Below are 17,073 nucleotides of genomic sequence, written 5' to 3' on the forward strand. Positions count from 1 at the left end.
ATCAGTAACAATGAAGATGTTAATATTACTTCTCGCAACCTTATTATTTTCCCCGACTATTTTTGCTTTCCAGTGTAAAACTAATGGAGGACAAGAAGTTGGTGGGGGAACACAAAATATTTATGATGTTCCTCTAGATAATGATATTTTTGCTGTACCTAATCGTATAAATGAATTTGCGGATGTGAGTGATTTTATGACCTGCCGTAATGAAGCCCCTAGTGCTTATGTTGATTATTTAAATGTGACTGGTGCTGACCTTGGTCCCACATTTAAGAATAACCCAGAATTAAAAGCGGGAGTGGTCGTGCGTGGTGCTTACTATTTAGCACCATTTAGCGGTAAAGAAATTCAAGTATTTCGTTTAACCACAGCAAGTGAACCTTTACAAATTAAATTATATTTACAGGTAAATGTTAAACCAACGCCATCAGTTTTGGTAAGAAAAGGCGATTTGCTGATGACGTTAGATCTCCATAAATATGCGACATTTGTAAATAGTAATCAGCATATTGACCATGCTTATTTTAAATGGAATTTCTATGCAGGTAATGATGTAGTTGTTGGAACGGGTACGTGTGATATCAATGATAACCAAATCATCATTGTTGATTTTGAAACAGTAAATGCATCGGGTATTTCAACAGTGGGAAGTGCAAGCCGTTTTCAACGTAACGCAGAAATCACTTATAGTTGTGAAGATAATAACCTGACAGCGCCAATAAAGATGATTATTAGCGGAGAAACTTCGACTTTTTCATCTGACGCTTTACTTGTTAGAACTGGAGATATTGGTAGTCAAGGTCCTATTATGCCGGGATTAGGTGTTGAGATTTATCATCAAGGGCAAAGAGTTTCCCCTATGAATGGGCATTTCGATTCAAAAATAGAAAATGGGCATGGTAGAGACACACTAATGTTTACGCTAGTTAAAAAACCTAATTTATCGCCAAATGAATTGATAGAAGGCCAGTTTAGTTCAGCAGCTACCATTATTATGTCCACTCCGTAGTTATTGAAATAGAGAGGTTTTTATGTGGATGAAAGCCTCTATTTTTTCTCATCAGCTCTCTATGGTTACTGAGTAAATCGTGCCTATAAAAAATCACAATATATTGATGGTTTTTTATAAACACATTTTAGATTAGACAAAATAAGTTAAACACGCCGAATTTTGAATTATCCTCGTTAGCATATTTTCTTAAATAACATCACATAATTTCTCTATCAATGAAGCTCAAAGCCTATCAGGTCTCAGCGGCTAAAGGTATAATCACATAATTATCTGATAGATTTAGAGGCGAAGATGGCAAAACTCACCTTACAAGAGCAAATGCTAAAAGCAGGATTAGTCACCAGTAAGAAGATGGCTAAAGTGCAAAGAACGGCTAAAAAATCACGCGTTCAAGCGCGTGAAGCAAGGGAAGCCGTAGAAGAGAATAAAAAAGCACAGCTTGAACGTGATAAGCAATTAAGCGAACAGCATAAGCAAATGGTGCAATCCAAAGAGTTTAAAGCGCAAGTTAAACAACTTATTGAGATGAATAAAGTTGATATTTCAAAGGGAGATATTAGTTTTAATTTCACCGATAACAATGTGATCAAGCAAGTTGTTGTAGATAAAATAACACAAACACAATTGATCAGCGGTCGTCTGGCGATTGCCCGTTTAGCGATTGAGAATAGTGATAACAATGAGTATGTGATTATCCCTGCAAGTGTAGCGGATAAAATAACCCAAAGGGATGCGGATAGTATCGTACTCAATAATGCGCTCAGCCAAGAAGAACAAGATGAAGATGACCCGTACGCGGACTTTAAGATCCCTGACGACTTGATGTGGTAATACTCGTCAAATTTTAAGTCGTAGCTTTGGCGTTAAAACGGGCTGGCGCTAAACATTTTAACGTTCTTCTGACTCGCAGGGTGAACAAAATGCAATTCACTAGCGTGCAAAAGTAAACGTGGAGTTTGCTCAGTTCCTTGTAATAATCGCCCACCATATAGGTCGCAGCCTAATATAGGGTAACCTAATTTTTGGCAATGGATGCGTAGCTGGTGGGTACGCCCTGTTTCAGGTATTAATTGGACTCGGGTTACTGGGAGCAATGTGCCATTATCTAATGGGTGATACAGATGCTCAATCACTTGATAGTGGGAGCGGGCAGGTTTGCCATTCACCTCGCAAAGCGACATGCGGGGAAACTGTGCAGGGTCTTTTGCTATTGCCGCATCAATGACACCCTCATCATTAGCTAAGTGGCCACAAAGTAGAGCTTGGTATATCTTAATGACGGAGCGTTGGCTAAATTGCTGGCTCAGAGCTGCATTGATGGCTTTATTGCGAGCAACCACCATCAACCCAGATGTGCCAAAATCGAGACGGTGAACAAGAGTACAGTCTGGGAATATTTTTACTAATCGGTGATGGACGGAGTCTAAGTTTTGTGGGTTTTTTCCAGAAAGGCTGAGTAGGCCACTTGGCTTATTAATAAGAACCAGATGCTCATCCTGATAGATAATTTCTATCTCATCGTGACAGGGCGGAGCAATAAAGGTGTCGATGATTTCAGTCATTAGCCTTTCCAGCAAAAAATGGTTGTTGATAATAACCAATTTTTAGTAAGTAGGCGAACGCTGTCACTTGCATCACGTAAATTTATCACTCAGACTAAAAGCAAAGCCGTAGTCTGCACACGCATTGTGCTCTATACTGCGCGTTGTAAAAACTGAGTCAATAAAAGATTAATTAGGCGGTAATGGCAATGAATGGAACGATCACAACATGGTTCGAAGATAAAGGTTTTGGATTTATCAAAGATGAGAATGGCGATAACCGTTATTTTCATGTGGTTAAGGTTGCCAACCCAGATTTGATTAAAAAAAATGCTGCAGTCACTTTCGAACCGACGACAAATAATAAAGGGTTATCTGCTTTTGCGGTCAAAGTCATACCTGAAAGTAAATATATTTATATCGCAGGAGAACGGATTAAGATTACATCAATTAAATCCTATCGTGTTTATTCAGTAGAAGTACCTGCAGATACGCGTATCGATAAAGAAAATACTGTGTTATCAATTGGCGCATTAATGAATAGTATCAAACCAAAATCAGATAAACCTGGTCAAATGCGTTCATTGAAAAAATTAGAAATTAGTACGTTACATGGGACATCATTAACATTTTCGGAAGATGAAATTGATATCGATGAGGCTGTGAAACAACTTAAGTTTAAGTGATTTCTTGTCAGGTAAACAGCACCACTCTTGAGTGCTGTTTACTTGTTTATTACTTTATTCTTATACAATAGAGTCATTTGAAAGCTAGCTAGGCTTATCGGAGAGGGGATATGTTAGATTTCTTAAAAAATTACGATAATTTAACCATTAGCGAAAAAAAAGTCTTAAAATACCTGACTGATAATATTACAGACATCCCTTACTTAAATATTAATGAACTAGTTGCTAAAACCTTTGTTTCTAAAACAGTTATTATTAATTTGTCGCAAAAATTAGGGTTTAGTGGATTTAAAGAACTTAAGTTTCAGATTAATAATTATATTTTAACAAAAAATAAAACTGAAAAAATCACACCTTCGTCTTATAAAAAACAACTCGAAAAAAATATTAATAAAAGTTTTACATTAATTAACGAAGAGCAAATTAGCGATTGCGCTAAAATACTACATAAATCGAGAAATATTTTTATTGTTGCCAGAGGGACAAGTAAAGCTGTTGGCTATTATCTTGAACACTTACTATTTGCGTTAGGTTTACACTGTTTTTTTATTAATGACTACAATTTATCTGATTCTTTCACTCGATTAGTTAGCAAAGATGACACGGTCATTTTTATCTCACTATCAGGGGGAACCAAAAAAATTATTGAAACAGCAAAAATTGTGCAATTAAAAGGGGCAAATATCATTAGTATGACCGCTTTTAATACTAATGAGCTAACCACTTATACTGATAACACTTTGTTTTGTTTTGCCGATAATTTTGATACTAAAAGAGATGACACAAAATCCAGAATTGGCTTTTTTATTTTAGTTGATTTACTTATCAATGAATTAGAAAATCTACTTTAAATTTTCTTTTTTATTTTCTAAGAAAACTTCACTCGTCTTTCATTCTTGTCTTTGGTAGATAGTTTTTATTAATATGACCTAGGTCATTAGTTATGACCTAAGATAACTTTTAAAACCGTGACATCATTTCTTTTATAATCCCTCCAAGCTAGTATGCCTTTAATTCTAATAATAGAAGTCATAAGGAAACAGTATGGCCAGAAAAAAGTTTGGTGAATCTATTCAACGCTTTGGGAGAACATTACTCCTTCCAATAGGTGTTTTAGCACCTATTGGTATGATATTGGGTATCAGTGGTGCATTAGTGCAAACTTATATGATTGCACGTTTTCCTTTTCTCGGAAATGAAACGGTTAATGCATTACTTGTCAGCATTCGTTCAATCGCGGGTGTTATTTTTGATAATATTCCCCTATTGTTTGCTATGGGAGTGGCCTATGGTATGAGCCATCGAGATAAGGGGATCGCCGTCTTTGCATCGGTTGTCGGCTACTTATCGCTGATCATCACCATGAATATTTGGCTAGTGCTTACTGGTAAGCTTGCAGACCCTGCAATGATGGGGCAAGTAGGGCAAATTAAAGTTCTTGGTATACAAACTTTAAATATCAGTGCCGCAGGAGGGATTATTACTGGTTTGATTGCCGCTTGGACGACTGATAAGTTCTATAACCTTGAATTGCCAACCGCATTTGCTTTCTTTTCTGGTAAAAAATCCGTTTCTATTATTATGATCGGTTTAATGATTGGAGTGGGTGCGTTATTACCGTTTATTTGGGAAGTATTAGTCCAAGGTTTGATGAAACTCTCTGCGGTATTTTTAAGTCCTGTAGGGCCATTTTTTACCGCGGGTGGTGAACGTTTATTTATTCCATTTGGTTTACACCATGTATGGAACGTTTTATTTAGATTTACTGAGGCGGGTGGTACTTATGTTATTGACGGACAAACCTTTGTTGGTGTTGTTCCTGCATTAACTGAGGTGTTATTTAACCAAGGCCCAGATAGTGAATATTGGTCGATGATGCCAAGTTTGACTCGCTTTATGGCGCAGCAACAAATGCTAGTCACACTATTCCTATTCCCTGCAATTGCTCTTGCTATTTACAAAACATCGAAGAAAGAAAACCGCGCAGAAGTGAAATCCATGCTGGTTACTATGGTATTAACAGCCATGCTTGGTAACGTCACGGAGCCACTCGAATTTACCTTCGTATTTATTGCGCCATTATTGTACTTAATTTACGCCATTATTGTCGGTATCGGTGCGGTGTTGCTTTCATTGGCTGAGGTCGGTATCGGTTATATTCGTGGAACCGTTTTTGATTTTACTATCTTTGGTCTGCTGTACGAGCACACTAACTGGATCTTCCTTGTTATTATCGGTAGCTGTTTAGCCGTCGTCACTTATTTTATTTTCTACTGGGCCATTATTAAGTTTGATATAAAAACACCAGGTCGCGAAGAATCGAGTAATCTGAAAAATACCTTAATTAAAGAAAAACGTTATGGCGAAATTGCAGAAATTTTAATTCAAGCGTTAGGTGGCAAACAAAATATTCGTAACGTAGATAACTGTATTACCCGTATGCGTATTGATGTTGGAGAAGTGAACCAAATTGATAAAGATTTAATGTTGGAATCAGGATGTACCGCATTCTTCTTTCCATCGGCAAACCACGTCCATGTTGTATATGGACCAAAGGTTGAGTTTGTTCGCAATGCTGTTGATGAAGCAATGAAGAAATAAAGAAGGGATACGAAATGAGAGCATTATACGATTCTAAAAGTAAAACTATTGATGACCGTGGAATTAAAGACTTATTGTCTGATGAAGCAAAATATTCTACTTGGTTAATGTTTGAATCCATGCTGGCCCAAGCTCAAGCGGAACTGGGATTTATTCCACAATCAGCGGCAGATGAAATTAAAGAAAAGGCTGTTATCGAAAATATCGATTTTGAAGAAATGAGCCGTATTTACCAAAAAATAGGCCATGGCTTTGTACCTTTCTTGAAAGTTTTAGTGAATGCTTGCTCTGAGGAAAGTGGTAAATATATCCATTATGGAATTACCACGCAAAATATTCAGCAAAGTTCACAGCTCTATATGATGAAAACCGTACATCATAAATTTATGTTGTTACTCGGTGAAATCATCGAAAACTTAGCCGATTTGGCCGAAAGAACCAAACATATGGTGATGCCGGGAAGAACTCATGGGCGTCATGCAATCCCCATCACCTACGGCTACAAAGTTTCGGTATGGATCAGCGATTTTATTGATTGCTATCAACGTATGAAAGAGTGTGAAAAACGGGTTTTCACTATCATGATGGGTGGCGCTGTTGGTGCATTTAACTCAATGCCTGGTGTTGGTATGGCGGTACAAAAACGTGTCGCTGAGCTGGTGGGTATGGAAGCCATGGAAGTACCATCCAGAAACTTAAGTACGCATAAGCTTGAATATATGGCAAATTTAGCGTTAATGGCCAATATTTGTCATAAAATCGGTGAAGAAGTTTATAGCACAACGTTAGAAGAAATTGCAGAGGTTTCAGAAGGCTTTACTAAAGGAACAGTGGGCAGTAGTACTATGCCGCATAAAATAAACCCAAAACTTGCTAAGGGAATTATTGCTAACTCACAGAAATTATATTCTTTACCGAGTGTTGGTATGTATTCTGCGGTAAGGCCTTATGAAGGTGATAGTAGCTCTTATATGTTATTTGATGGGTTAATTGAAGAAGCTTTGGAATTAACCACGGAAATTTTACTAAGAACTGAAGAGCTTTCTAGGACGATTGTGCCACATGAAGAGAGAATGCTTCATAATGTTTTGAGAAACAAAGGGCTGGATAATACTGAGTATGTCATGATGAAGATGGCGGAAAAATTAGGCAAAGATAAAGCTCACTCCCTTCTGTATGAAGAAGCAATTAAAACTGCGGCGGATGGGGAAGATTTTTATACTAATTTGACCAAAAATAGTGTGATATCAGCAGCATTCAGTAATGAAGAAATTAAAGCAATGCTTGACCCGAGATCTTATATCGGGTTATCCGTTGAAATTGCAGAAAAAGAAGCAAAACGTGGATTAGTCGTTTCGCAAGAAATTAAGCAACAGTACAAATAGGTATTTTTAGTATTTACTAAAAATTATTTTAAATAAGGGGCTGTCTATTATATAGATAGCCCCTTACTTATTTATTCGCCAGCGAGTGCTCTTGGGAATAATAAGTTATTTTCTAGGTTAATGTGATTCATTAAATCATCAATCAGTTCATTGATACCATTATACAACACACGCCAGGTAGTACAGGCTTCTGGCGGTGGTGTGACATTATTGGTAATATCTTTAATTGCTTCTAAGATATCACTAGCATCATCATGTTCTTGTTCCATGACACTAATTGGACCTGCTGCGTTTCTGCCCATTCCGTTTTTTATCATAGGGAATAAAACGCGTTCTTCTTTCATCATATGGCTCGCTAGTTCTTCCAGTAATGCTTCTAAGTATTTTGATAAACCTTTTGGCACGCTTGGCTTATTTATATGAACGCGTTCAACTTTTTGTGCCTGTAGTATTAGTTCAGGTAATTGTTCTCTGTGCCTATCATGATAGCGAACAATGATAAAATCGATAATCTCACTGAGTGGGGCTTTGCGCCAATCCTGTTCTAACGTTTCTGTGGCTAATTTAGCTAATTGGCTTTCTAATAGGTCAATATCTAACTTTAATTTTTCTGCGCTGCGACTCAGCGTCTGTTTGCCACCACAACAGTAATCCATATTATATTGGCGAAATAAAGAAGAAGCTCTAGGAATGGATAATGCGAGCTGTCCGAGTGTTTTATCTCTAAATTGCATATGAGGTATCCTTTAAAAAATCATAAAATTCTGATGCTACTTTGTTATTTAATTTATGCAGGTAATGCCCATTGGCGAGCAATATTACGCCCATACTCACGGCAGTCATCTAATGTTTTTGTGTCTGGTTTCCATTTTGCTTTTAAAGATAATGCGGTATCAAAACCGGCATCCATCAAACGTGTTTGAACACGGTCAACGGCGCCGCCATTCCAACCAAAACTACCGAAAGCAGCGGCTTTTTTATTTAAAAAACGTAAGCCTGTAATTTCTTCAAGCATACCTGCTATTTTAGGCATCATGACATTATTCATGGTTGAGGTACCGACCAGTGCCGCTTTGGAGCGAAAAACATGAGTAATAATGTCGTTTTTATCACTGCGTGCAACGTTAAATATTTTAACCGCGACATTAGGGTCGGCTTCATTGATGCCTTGAGCGATTGCATCCGCCATTAAACGAGTATTATTTGACATGGTATCGTAGAAAATAGTGATACGATCTTCTTGATAATCTGCTGCCCATTTCAAATACAATTCAATGATTTGATTTGGATTATCACGCCATACTACTCCGTGAGATGTCGCTATCATATCGACAGGTAGATTAAAGCCTAAAATTTCATTTATTTTTGGCGTCACTAAGCGGCTAAATGGGGTAAGAATATTGGCGTAGTAACGCTGGCACTGTTCGAATAATTCATTTTGGTCGACTTCATCATTAAATAATCGCTCATCACAATAGTGCTGCCCGAAAGCATCATTACTAAAAAGTACGGCATCTTCAGTAAAATAAGTCATCATGCTGTCAGGCCAATGTAGCATTGGAGTCTCAATGAAAATCAATTGTTTATTGTTACCTATATCGAGCGTGTCACCTGTTTTAACGATTTTGAAATTCCATTCAGGATGATGGTGATGACCATTTATTGAATCAATGGCATTGGCTGTGCAATAGATCGGGGTATTAGGAATAAAGCTCATTAATTCGGTTAATGCACCTGCGTGATCTTCTTCTGCATGGTTAATGACGATGTAGTCAATATCATTTAAATCAATTTGCGAGCGCAAATTTTGAACAAACTCACGGCTAAATTTATGATCGACAGTATCAATAAGAACATTTTTTTCTTCGCGGATTAAATAGCTATTATAACTACTTCCCTTTAATGTTTTGTATTCGGTTCCATGAAAATCACGTACTTCCCAATCACGCTGACCTACCCAATGGATGTTATTTTTTACATGAATCGCCATATTAATTTTGTCCTGTAGCTTTGAGAGTATAAGAAGACATAATCAATATTCATGCCAATATTTAACATTTTGATTTTTAACTAAATTAAAATAATTTGTTTTAGTTTATAGTCAAAATGACTATGCTAAGTGTTGTCATTATGACTATAATTGTTGTCAAATTGACAATGGGGAATGAATCATGGATTTTTCTGTCGAGGCACTGGCAAAGATTGCAATCGAATTACAAAGTGGTATGGAGCATTCAGATCGATTTCAGCGTTTGATTACCACGTTAAGGCAATCATTAAGGTGTGATGCATGTGCGTTATTACGTTATGAATCAGGCCAATTTATTCCTTTAGCAATCGATGGGTTAATGGCTGATGTTTTAGGTCGTCGATTCTTTTTGTCAGGGCACCCTCGGCTAGAAGCAATTGCAAGAGCCGGTGATGTAGTGCGTTTTCCTGCTGATAGCCAGCTCCCTGACCCATATGATGGGTTAATTCCTCATCATCAACACCTAAAAGTTCATGCTTGTGTCGGCTTACCCTTGTATGCGGGGCAAAATCTTATTGGTGCATTAACATTAGATGGTATGGAACCTGATCAATTCGATGCATTTAGCAATGAGTCACTGAGGTTAATTGCCGCGTTAGCTGCGGGAGCACTAAATAATGCATTACTTATTGAACAGCTTGAAAAGCAAAATATATTACCGAATAAACCCATACTATTTAAACCTTCTGGAGAAACCGAGATTATTGGTTTATCTCTTCGTATGCAACAATTAAAAAAGGAAATTGATATTGTTGCCGCGTCTGAATTAAATGTTCTGGTCGGCGGAGAAACGGGAACAGGAAAAGAGCTAGTCGTTAAATCTATCCATGAAAAATCCCTTCGAGCAGATCACCCTCTTATTTATTTAAACTGTGCTGCACTGCCTGAGAGTGTGGCGGAAAGTGAATTATTCGGTCATGTTAAAGGTGCCTTTACTGGGGCAATTAGCCACCGTAGTGGTAAATTCGAAATGGCGGATAATGGTACCTTATTTTTAGATGAAATAGGGGAGCTTTCATTAGCGTTACAGGCTAAATTACTGCGAGTATTGCAATATGGCGATATTCAACGTGTTGGTGATGACCGTAGTTTACGCGTTAATGTTCGTATATTGGCGGCAACTAACCGTGATCTACGCGAAGAAGTGTTAGAAGGTCGGTTTAGGGCCGATTTATTTCATCGTTTAAGTGTATTTCCGCTATTTGTTCCCCCATTAAAGGAACGTGGCGAAGATATTATTTTATTAGCGGGGTTCTTCTGTGAACAATATCGTCAGCGTTTTGGCTTATCCAGTGTGGTACTGAGTCCTTCATTACAACGGTATTTACTCAATTATTCATGGCCAGGTAATGTACGTGAATTGGAACATGCGATTCATCGTGCCGTTGTTCTTGCTCGAGCTTCAAGTGATACTGATGAAATTATCTTACAGCCTCAATATTTTACCTTTGATAATAATAAGTATGAGTTTACAGAAACATCACAGAAAGTCTTACCACTAACTAAAAATTTACGTGAGATAACGGATGATTTTCAGCGTAAAGTCATTTCACAAGTATTAGAACAAAGCCATTATAATTGGTCTGCATGTGCCAGAGAATTGACTGTCGATATCGCTAATTTACATCGATTAGCTAAACGACTAGGTCTGAAATAAAGTATTAATGCCTGTTTTAGTCGGGGTACTTATAAGAACTTATTTTATTATTAGCAATATTCTTTTTCCATATAGTGTTTTACATATTTCTTAAGCTGTTCAAGTTCTTTATTATCATTTTCGTTACGCTGTAAATGCTGAAATAGTGTGGAAATTTCCTTTAAGTCAAAGCGATTTTGTTGAATGCGTTTTTCAAGCGCAATAAGGGCTCTTTTCTTTGATGCGTGGTGCGCAAATTGCTTATGCAAAATAAGTAGATACAACCAAATACTTTGTCGAGTTATAAAAAAATCAAATATAGGCGGGTGAGGAAGATTTGCTTTTTTTGCTAGCAATAATCCACTAAATAAACGGTGCATGAATTGGGATGTGGAAGGCTTATTGCCCTGAATTAGAGCCGTTACTCCTTGTTTAAATTGCTGCTCAGAGAGATAGATTAATTGCTGGTAACGCTTGGTCGGGTTGGTTGGATAAATCCATGCGAAAGCAGCCATTGCAACTAATGGGCCTGAAACTATCGCAATGGCATTACCGATACTTTGAGGGAGTGAAAGAGAAAAAGGATAGCTCGGTTGGAGCAAAATTAAAGAAACCATAATGTAATCAAAAGCAATTAAAATTAGGCGGTTATGGGAAAAAATGATAACGCCACTAATAATTACTGGAATAATGAAAAAGGTCATCTGCCATGATGAAGAGGCAAAAGGCCATAAGTACCATGTGCAGATTAACGCTGTAATAGCGCCAAACAATTGCCCAGTAAAAATATTTTTCATAAACCTAGCGGGGTAATCGAGGGATGCGAATAGAGCCAACATCACTGAAAGACCGAGAGTAAGATAAGCCAGTACTTGCCACTGTGTCCACAACCATAACAAACCAACTGCAGCGATAGTCATAAAAGAACGAGCAAAGGCGTGCCACGCTGAAATTTTATCTTGATGAAGCTTCTGTTTATCCACTTTTTCAAAGTGTTTCGCTGATTTACCAAAAATAGCATAGTAAAGTGGGATCAATAGTGTTTTCAGTACTCCAGCGGGGCATAATGATAAAATATGTTTCCATTGAGTCTCAGTTGGCTCTAGTGCAGGAAAATAAAAAGGTGCAATAGATTGATATTTATCTAAGTGTAATAATATTTGGCTTTGAAACATGAGTTTTTGACGCGCTTTAGCAACTTGTTTGCGGTGATAACGCCAGCCAATACGATGAGTCTCTAAAATTTCGTCATAGCTAGCCATGGTTTGCCAAAGATAGTCGATATCGTGTTGCTTAATTGGGTGCTTTTTCTCAAGTGAGTCATGTAGCATTTGGAAGAATAGTGTATCAATTTGATTTTTAAGGGTAATGATATTATCTTGTTCACGCTTAGGGGTAAAAAGGAAATTGAATACTACAGCTGAAAGCACGCCAACCAAAATGGTCCATAGCCGATCCCAAGCGACTATAAATAAGCTATCAGTAATATGAACGCTCAACATACTCACCATCACGGCGGAGTAACCTGCTAAAAATGTGCCATAAGCGACAAAGCCCTTTTGTAATTGGCCGATACCACTGCAAATGCCTAACCAACTCGCTAGCCCAATAATGAAAAGTAACGGGTGAATAAGGTGAAGCTGAATTAAGACGACACCGGCAAGCACACCACAAACTGTTCCAGCAAAACGCCACCAACTTTTTTCCAGTAAATTTTCGCGCCAAGGTTGCGCTGAAGCCCAGACGGTCATGGCTGCCCATTGGGGGTGAACTAACTCTAAATATTGAGCAATAAAGAGCGCAGCAATTGATGCACAAGCGGTAATGGCGGCAAAACGAAAGCGTGCTGGGTTGAATCCCAATGAATTCAGTAAAGTTATTATTTTTGACATAGAATATGAGTAAATTTGGGGTGTTAAAAAGGTATTTAGTTGATAATATCAACTAAAAGCCGTGTAATTATCAACTAATTGGTTGATAAAATCAACTAAAGAGGGATTATGCGTACAGAACAGGCTCGAGTATTTGGAGTGATTAGCCGAGCAGCTCACCATTATATGAAATGGATGGGAGAGCCTTATGGTCTCAATGCAATTGAGTGTTTGATGATTTTACATATTCATCAATATGATGCATCAACCCTAGAGCAGATTACGAAAGCGATGGTTGTGGATAAATCAGTGACGACTCGAGGTGTGAGCAAATTTTTAGCTAAGGGCTGGGTTGCCAAAACGAATAGCTTCGTCGATAAACGGGTTTACCATGTTTCGTTGACAGCGCTCGGCAAAACGATTGTGAATGAGTTAAATTTTAAACTAGATAAATGGAATGATTATTTAGCGGCGGATTTGCCAGAACAAGAGGCTGATCAGCTATTTAGTGCACTAGAAAGCTTAGCGAAACGAGCTATTGAAAGCTCGGCGGCAGATTTTCCGAGTTTATTAGAAAAACCAAATGGGTGAGGCTCAATAACCAACCTAGCAATGTTATGTATTTAGGGCTGGTTTGAGAGCGGGTTATGTCATTCTTCATTAAGAAGAGGAGAATTCTTTAAATTTATTTTGGCGAAATGAACGTTGTTATTGCGAAATAGCGGTCATAGGAAGTAATACTACTTCAGACATATTCTCAGGTATTGGGCTTAGTTTATTACTCATCATGATTAGTTCTCCATCTTTTTCAATTCTTGCACTCATTCCTAAGGTATACCGTTTGGATTGAAATTCTTCAGGAAGAGCGACTGTAAATGCGATACTACGTCCTGCACTTTTTGTTTTTAAACTGTAATCCAGATTAGACTTTGCGTTGTTTTCATTTTGTTGTATTGAGGTCAATGACAGTGTAATTGTGGAATTTTCGGGAATATCATAAGAGTGGGAATAAATATTACCATTAATATTATAAGCGGGAGTATGAGTAAAATAACTCATTAAAGTACTATTACAAGCAGATAGCATGAAGGTTATAAAAAGTATAAATAATAAAAAAAAGTATTTCTTTGAAAAATTTGGGTTAATATTTAGCATTAAATTTTCTCTTTGATGAAATCTGGTTATAGTGATGAACGAATAAACATTCTCTGCAGAAAATATCGTATATAGGTGTAAAGGCTTTTTTTTGTGTCATATTTTGAGAGTGTTGGCATTTCTGATTTCTCTCCTGTATATAAAATACCAATTCGAGGTAAGGTCATAATTAAATTTTCATCGAGATCGACTTTTTTAAAGGATTGTCGTAATTGCCTGACTAGCTTGTAATAACTACTTTCAGTTACGATAGTGCCTCTTTTTTCCCAAATTTCATACATAACTTCTCTTTTACTATTTGTTTTTATTAATAATAATTTAAGCAGACATGATTCATTTTCGGAAAGGTTAACGACATTTTTTTCATGGGAAAGTGTACGTTTTAGTGGGTCATACACGACGTCTCCAGATAAGAGGATCATTGATTCTTTTTCATTATAGTCAATGTTATCCATAAGGTTTTGTACTGTTGATAAATCGGTCATAATTTATATCTGTCCTGATCATTTATGAATATATTTCAATACAAAAAACGAGGGTAAATAAGATATTTAAAATATAAAATCGCTTTTTGATATTGAGCCAATGTGTTTTGATGAAGTGAATTTAAACGATATTCAGAGGTTGTATATATCAATTTTTATTTATATTTTTTATATTTTTTATATTTTGCTAAATAAATAGGCTTAGGATATTAAAAAAATACACTAAACCTATAAATATTAGTCGAGGGATTATAGATACAAGATGAGAGAGATAGAAAAATTAATGTTAGATTACTAGTTCCTCATCCTCATCGCCGTTACCCTCCAAATCAATATTAGTCATATTATGACGAAGTTGGTTGTTAAGAGGGGGGCTCATTAAACTGATCGACATATAATGGTTGAGTGAGCGATTAAATTTTTTATTTAGTGATACTAGCTCTGGGTCATTTGATGATTGTAATGCTTGGCTAACTCCGGCGATAAAGTTTTGTTTTTCATCTTTACCCAATGCGATCATAGTTTTAAATACATGAGAAAAGAATATTTTGTCATCTCCCTTTGATTTAAGCTCATCAATAAAGTTGTTAACTTTATTTTTTTCTATAGGGGATAAATCTATTTTTTCTCTGTATTGATACTTATTTGTGGTCTCCATATTTTTCTCCTGCCATATTGAGGTCATTTTACTTTGAATATTTTCTGTATGAATTTGAGAACCATTATATTGAGGATTGATAACCTTAGTTTGTAGATTAGTCTGCATATTTGTGTTCTTCCGGTATTGAATTTATTGTTGTTATCAAGTTTTGATAGGCATTTTTATACATTTTTAAAATTTGGCATTGTGTCGGAACAGAAAATACATGAGGAAAAATATTTTTAGAGGCAATGACAGGGGAAAAGTAGGTAATTTTATTATCGACCTCTAAGGCAATTGTATTATCAGCCATGGTTGAAAACTTCATATCAGAACCACCTATCGTAATACGAGTTTGCATTTTTTCAGGTAAGTGTAATGTTGTATTGGTTGTTTTTGCACATTGCCTCTCAAAATAGGTTGCAACCGTCTCTTGTAGATGGTTATCACCAAAAATGTCATTCAATATTTTCATCAGCTGTTCTTTGCTTTGACTGATATTTTCTTGGTATTGAATTTCACTGGTTTCTACCGCATGAATAAAATCAGTTAATAATTGTTTAATTCCATCGTTATAGCCTTGTTGATAAGCGGTTTGGTAGATAACTTCTTGCTGTTGTTTTGCTTGTTTGTATAGCTCACTCGCCTTTTTTTGAGCTTGTTGAGTGATAATTGTGTGGTATCTATCGGCACTCAATGCTTGGTATTTGATCAAAACTTTTTCAGACATCGTCTGTTTAACATTTGGGGGTGTTTTCTCTGACATATCGACATGTTTCTTCAATAGTATTCCAAGGTAGCATGGTTTTTACGGATGACGGTATAAGTTGCTGAGTTTCAAGACTGAACATATATTTTGCCCGAAGGGTGTAAGTGGTGCCAAAGGGAGCTAAACACATTAATAACTGTTGTGCTCCAAGGGCAGTTAGTACCTGTGGTGACGTCGTGGGTTGATTTTCTGACTGCCAAAGTGGACGGCTTAAGCGTGTATGTAATACACGGTATTTGGAAAGTTCAACCCACCAAGGGAGTGGTTCAGCGTGTAACAGGACCCCTAAGCCTAATGCTACCTCCGGTAGTAAAGCCCAATGTTCAGATAATACTTTGGGCAATAAGGGGGTTTTCTCATTAGGTAAAGGTAATGCGTATTGATGAATCAATTGCTGATTGTGTTTACGTTGCAGTAAAGGTGGAAAGTCGTTATATCCGACCCCATTAAATTCACTATGGAAATAGCAACCTGGCGCGAGTAAAATATTTCCTTGTTCAATTAGTAGGTTAGTCAGCGTTACCATCAACAGGTTTCTCCATCAGATGAGTTGCTGGTTTTTTGTTACTTAGCTGGCGCCATAGTAATAGTAAAATAGCAAATAGAATGATAATCGCAGCGATAATTGAGCTGATTATAATTGGATTAAATGTATATTCTGGTTCAGATTTAATTTGGTATTGTAATGGTGGCCGGTTGACGACGACGACTGAGACATTATCGTAATTTGCTTCAGCAAAACTGTTCGTTAGAAACAGTTTAATTTTATGCATCATCATCTGAGGATCTTCACTTCCGGAATAAGTAACTAAGCTAGACACATTTTGTATTTGCTTGGTCGGATTATTGCCATTTAATGGGTAGCTGACATGCACTCGAGCATTAATAATGTCGGGGATGGTGAGCAGTGATTGTTCAAGCCGTTGTTCGATTAAAGAAAGTAAACGGGTACGTTCTGCTTGTGGTGATGCCACCAAAGAATCTCCAGGGAATGCTTGAATAATTTCTATTGGCTCTTTTGATGGTAAGTTATATTGGCGCAATAAATCTACCGCGATAACAAAATCACTAGGTTGAACACGAATGGAATCCCCGTTTTTATTATCTTGTTTACGCGTAGCCTCAACACCATGTTCTTGCAGTATGGCCAACACTTCATTACTTTGCCTTTGGCTTAGATGGCTGAGTAACAATTGGTTATCACAGCCCGCTAAGAAGCTAATAAATCCAATCAAGATAAATTTCTTTAAAATATTCATG

Annotated in this window: 17 protein-coding genes and 1 pseudogene; 8 read left to right on the forward strand and 10 right to left on the reverse strand. The window is 37.0% G+C overall.

The window, feature by feature from the left end; translation table 11 throughout:
- The first annotated feature begins 10 nt into the window (after positions 1-10).
- Positions 11-1,012, forward strand: coding sequence for a fimbrial protein (locus M1F26_RS00650; RefSeq protein WP_227528871.1), 1,002 nt, complete (start codon positions 11-13; stop codon positions 1,010-1,012).
- Between the two features lie 294 nt (positions 1,013-1,306).
- Positions 1,307-1,846, forward strand: coding sequence for a DUF2058 domain-containing protein (locus M1F26_RS00655; RefSeq protein ID WP_004266212.1), 540 nt, complete (start codon positions 1,307-1,309; stop codon positions 1,844-1,846).
- A 32-nt stretch (positions 1,847-1,878) separates the two neighbouring features.
- On the opposite strand, the gene M1F26_RS00660 is transcribed toward M1F26_RS00655, so the two are convergent.
- Positions 1,879-2,577 (reverse strand): RluA family pseudouridine synthase, encoded by a 699-nt coding sequence (locus tag M1F26_RS00660; RefSeq protein WP_140171918.1) that lies wholly within the window; start codon positions 2,575-2,577, stop codon positions 1,879-1,881.
- A gap of 182 nt (positions 2,578-2,759) precedes the next feature.
- Here M1F26_RS00660 and M1F26_RS00665 point away from each other — a divergent pair, with 182 nt between their 5' ends.
- The 4 genes from M1F26_RS00665 to M1F26_RS00680 all read left to right on the forward strand — a co-directional run bounded on the left by M1F26_RS00665 (position 2,760) and on the right by M1F26_RS00680 (position 7,228).
- Positions 2,760-3,242, forward strand: coding sequence for a cold-shock protein (locus tag M1F26_RS00665; protein WP_004263097.1), 483 nt, complete (start codon positions 2,760-2,762; stop codon positions 3,240-3,242).
- A gap of 110 nt (positions 3,243-3,352) precedes the next feature.
- The gene (locus tag M1F26_RS00670; RefSeq protein WP_094960882.1) at positions 3,353-4,093 is read left to right on the forward strand and encodes a MurR/RpiR family transcriptional regulator; all 741 of its coding nucleotides are present in this window, start codon (positions 3,353-3,355) and stop codon (positions 4,091-4,093) included.
- A 193-nt stretch (positions 4,094-4,286) separates the two neighbouring features.
- The gene (locus tag M1F26_RS00675) at positions 4,287-5,843 is read left to right on the forward strand and encodes a PTS transporter subunit EIIC (protein WP_140171919.1); all 1,557 of its coding nucleotides are present in this window, start codon (positions 4,287-4,289) and stop codon (positions 5,841-5,843) included.
- Positions 5,844-5,857: 14 nt separating this feature from the next.
- Positions 5,858-7,228, forward strand: a complete 1,371-nt coding sequence (locus M1F26_RS00680; RefSeq protein ID WP_136134151.1) for an adenylosuccinate lyase family protein — start codon at positions 5,858-5,860, stop codon at positions 7,226-7,228.
- Positions 7,229-7,299: 71 nt separating this feature from the next.
- On the opposite strand, the gene ytfE is transcribed toward M1F26_RS00680, so the two are convergent.
- Complete coding sequence (gene ytfE / locus M1F26_RS00685; RefSeq protein WP_004263084.1) at positions 7,300-7,962, reverse strand: iron-sulfur cluster repair protein YtfE; 663 nt, start codon at positions 7,960-7,962, stop codon at positions 7,300-7,302.
- 62 nt (positions 7,963-8,024) lie between these two features.
- Positions 8,025-9,218, reverse strand: a pseudogene (gene norV, locus M1F26_RS00690) (anaerobic nitric oxide reductase flavorubredoxin); the annotation flags it as partial.
- A gap of 181 nt (positions 9,219-9,399) precedes the next feature.
- Between norV and norR the strand changes: the two are divergent.
- Positions 9,400-10,914, forward strand: a complete 1,515-nt coding sequence (gene norR, locus M1F26_RS00695; RefSeq protein WP_140171920.1) for a nitric oxide reductase transcriptional regulator NorR — start codon at positions 9,400-9,402, stop codon at positions 10,912-10,914.
- Positions 10,915-10,964: 50 nt separating this feature from the next.
- On the opposite strand, the gene M1F26_RS00700 is transcribed toward norR, so the two are convergent.
- A complete protein-coding gene (locus tag M1F26_RS00700; RefSeq protein WP_140171921.1) occupies positions 10,965-12,785 on the reverse strand; it encodes an FUSC family protein in 1,821 nt (606 codons plus the stop codon).
- Between the two features lie 108 nt (positions 12,786-12,893).
- Between M1F26_RS00700 and M1F26_RS00705 the strand changes: the two genes are divergently transcribed.
- Positions 12,894-13,355, forward strand: a complete 462-nt coding sequence (locus tag M1F26_RS00705) for a MarR family winged helix-turn-helix transcriptional regulator (protein WP_140171922.1) — start codon at positions 12,894-12,896, stop codon at positions 13,353-13,355.
- 117 nt (positions 13,356-13,472) lie between these two features.
- On the opposite strand, the gene M1F26_RS00710 is transcribed toward M1F26_RS00705, so the two are convergent.
- The 6 genes from M1F26_RS00710 to sctJ form a co-directional block, all read right to left on the reverse strand.
- Entirely contained in the window at positions 13,473-13,919 is a 447-nt protein-coding gene (locus M1F26_RS00710) for a YbaY family lipoprotein (RefSeq protein WP_004263072.1), read from the reverse strand.
- Between the two features lie 26 nt (positions 13,920-13,945).
- Complete coding sequence (locus tag M1F26_RS00715) at positions 13,946-14,374, reverse strand: winged helix-turn-helix domain-containing protein (RefSeq protein ID WP_140172026.1); 429 nt, start codon at positions 14,372-14,374, stop codon at positions 13,946-13,948.
- A 316-nt stretch (positions 14,375-14,690) separates the two neighbouring features.
- A complete protein-coding gene (locus M1F26_RS00720; RefSeq protein ID WP_140171923.1) occupies positions 14,691-15,170 on the reverse strand; it encodes a hypothetical protein in 480 nt (159 codons plus the stop codon).
- On the reverse strand, positions 15,160-15,810 hold the full coding sequence (locus M1F26_RS00725; protein ID WP_140171924.1) for a hypothetical protein: 651 nt from the start codon (positions 15,808-15,810) through the stop codon (positions 15,160-15,162). Before M1F26_RS00725 ends, M1F26_RS00720 begins: the two co-directional genes overlap by 11 nt.
- Positions 15,782-16,339, reverse strand: coding sequence for a hypothetical protein (locus tag M1F26_RS00730; protein WP_140171925.1), 558 nt, complete (start codon positions 16,337-16,339; stop codon positions 15,782-15,784). Before M1F26_RS00730 ends, M1F26_RS00725 begins: the two co-directional genes overlap by 29 nt.
- Positions 16,323-17,072, reverse strand: coding sequence for a type III secretion system inner membrane ring lipoprotein SctJ (sctJ, locus tag M1F26_RS00735; protein ID WP_140171926.1), 750 nt, complete (start codon positions 17,070-17,072; stop codon positions 16,323-16,325). Before sctJ ends, M1F26_RS00730 begins: the two co-directional genes overlap by 17 nt.
- Between the last annotated feature and the right edge of the window lies 1 nt (position 17,073).

Source organism: Providencia sp. PROV048 (assembly GCF_033688165.1).
GTDB classification, from domain to species: Bacteria; Pseudomonadota; Gammaproteobacteria; order Enterobacterales; family Enterobacteriaceae; genus Providencia; species Providencia hangzhouensis.

Coding starts and splice junctions, on each gene's coding strand:
- M1F26_RS00730 (WP_140171925.1), bottom strand. CDS start 16,339: ATGGTAACGCTGACTAACCTACTAATTGAACAAGGAAATATTTTACTC.
- M1F26_RS00660 (WP_140171918.1), bottom strand. CDS start 2,577: ATGACTGAAATCATCGACACCTTTATTGCTCCGCCCTGTCACGATGAG.
- M1F26_RS00715 (WP_140172026.1), bottom strand. CDS start 14,374: ATGGATAACATTGACTATAATGAAAAAGAATCAATGATCCTCTTATCT.
- ytfE (WP_004263084.1), bottom strand. CDS start 7,962: ATGCAATTTAGAGATAAAACACTCGGACAGCTCGCATTATCCATTCCT.
- M1F26_RS00665 (WP_004263097.1), top strand. CDS start 2,760: ATGGCAATGAATGGAACGATCACAACATGGTTCGAAGATAAAGGTTTT.
- M1F26_RS00705 (WP_140171922.1), top strand. CDS start 12,894: ATGCGTACAGAACAGGCTCGAGTATTTGGAGTGATTAGCCGAGCAGCT.
- M1F26_RS00720 (WP_140171923.1), bottom strand. CDS start 15,170: ATGCAGACTAATCTACAAACTAAGGTTATCAATCCTCAATATAATGGT.
- M1F26_RS00655 (WP_004266212.1), top strand. CDS start 1,307: ATGGCAAAACTCACCTTACAAGAGCAAATGCTAAAAGCAGGATTAGTC.
- M1F26_RS00710 (WP_004263072.1), bottom strand. CDS start 13,919: ATGCTAAATATTAACCCAAATTTTTCAAAGAAATACTTTTTTTTATTA.
- norR (WP_140171920.1), top strand. CDS start 9,400: ATGGATTTTTCTGTCGAGGCACTGGCAAAGATTGCAATCGAATTACAA.
- M1F26_RS00700 (WP_140171921.1), bottom strand. CDS start 12,785: ATGTCAAAAATAATAACTTTACTGAATTCATTGGGATTCAACCCAGCA.
- sctJ (WP_140171926.1), bottom strand. CDS start 17,072: ATGAATATTTTAAAGAAATTTATCTTGATTGGATTTATTAGCTTCTTA.
- M1F26_RS00650 (WP_227528871.1), top strand. CDS start 11: ATGAAGATGTTAATATTACTTCTCGCAACCTTATTATTTTCCCCGACT.
- M1F26_RS00675 (WP_140171919.1), top strand. CDS start 4,287: ATGGCCAGAAAAAAGTTTGGTGAATCTATTCAACGCTTTGGGAGAACA.
- M1F26_RS00725 (WP_140171924.1), bottom strand. CDS start 15,810: ATGTCAGAGAAAACACCCCCAAATGTTAAACAGACGATGTCTGAAAAA.
- M1F26_RS00680 (WP_136134151.1), top strand. CDS start 5,858: ATGAGAGCATTATACGATTCTAAAAGTAAAACTATTGATGACCGTGGA.
- M1F26_RS00670 (WP_094960882.1), top strand. CDS start 3,353: ATGTTAGATTTCTTAAAAAATTACGATAATTTAACCATTAGCGAAAAA.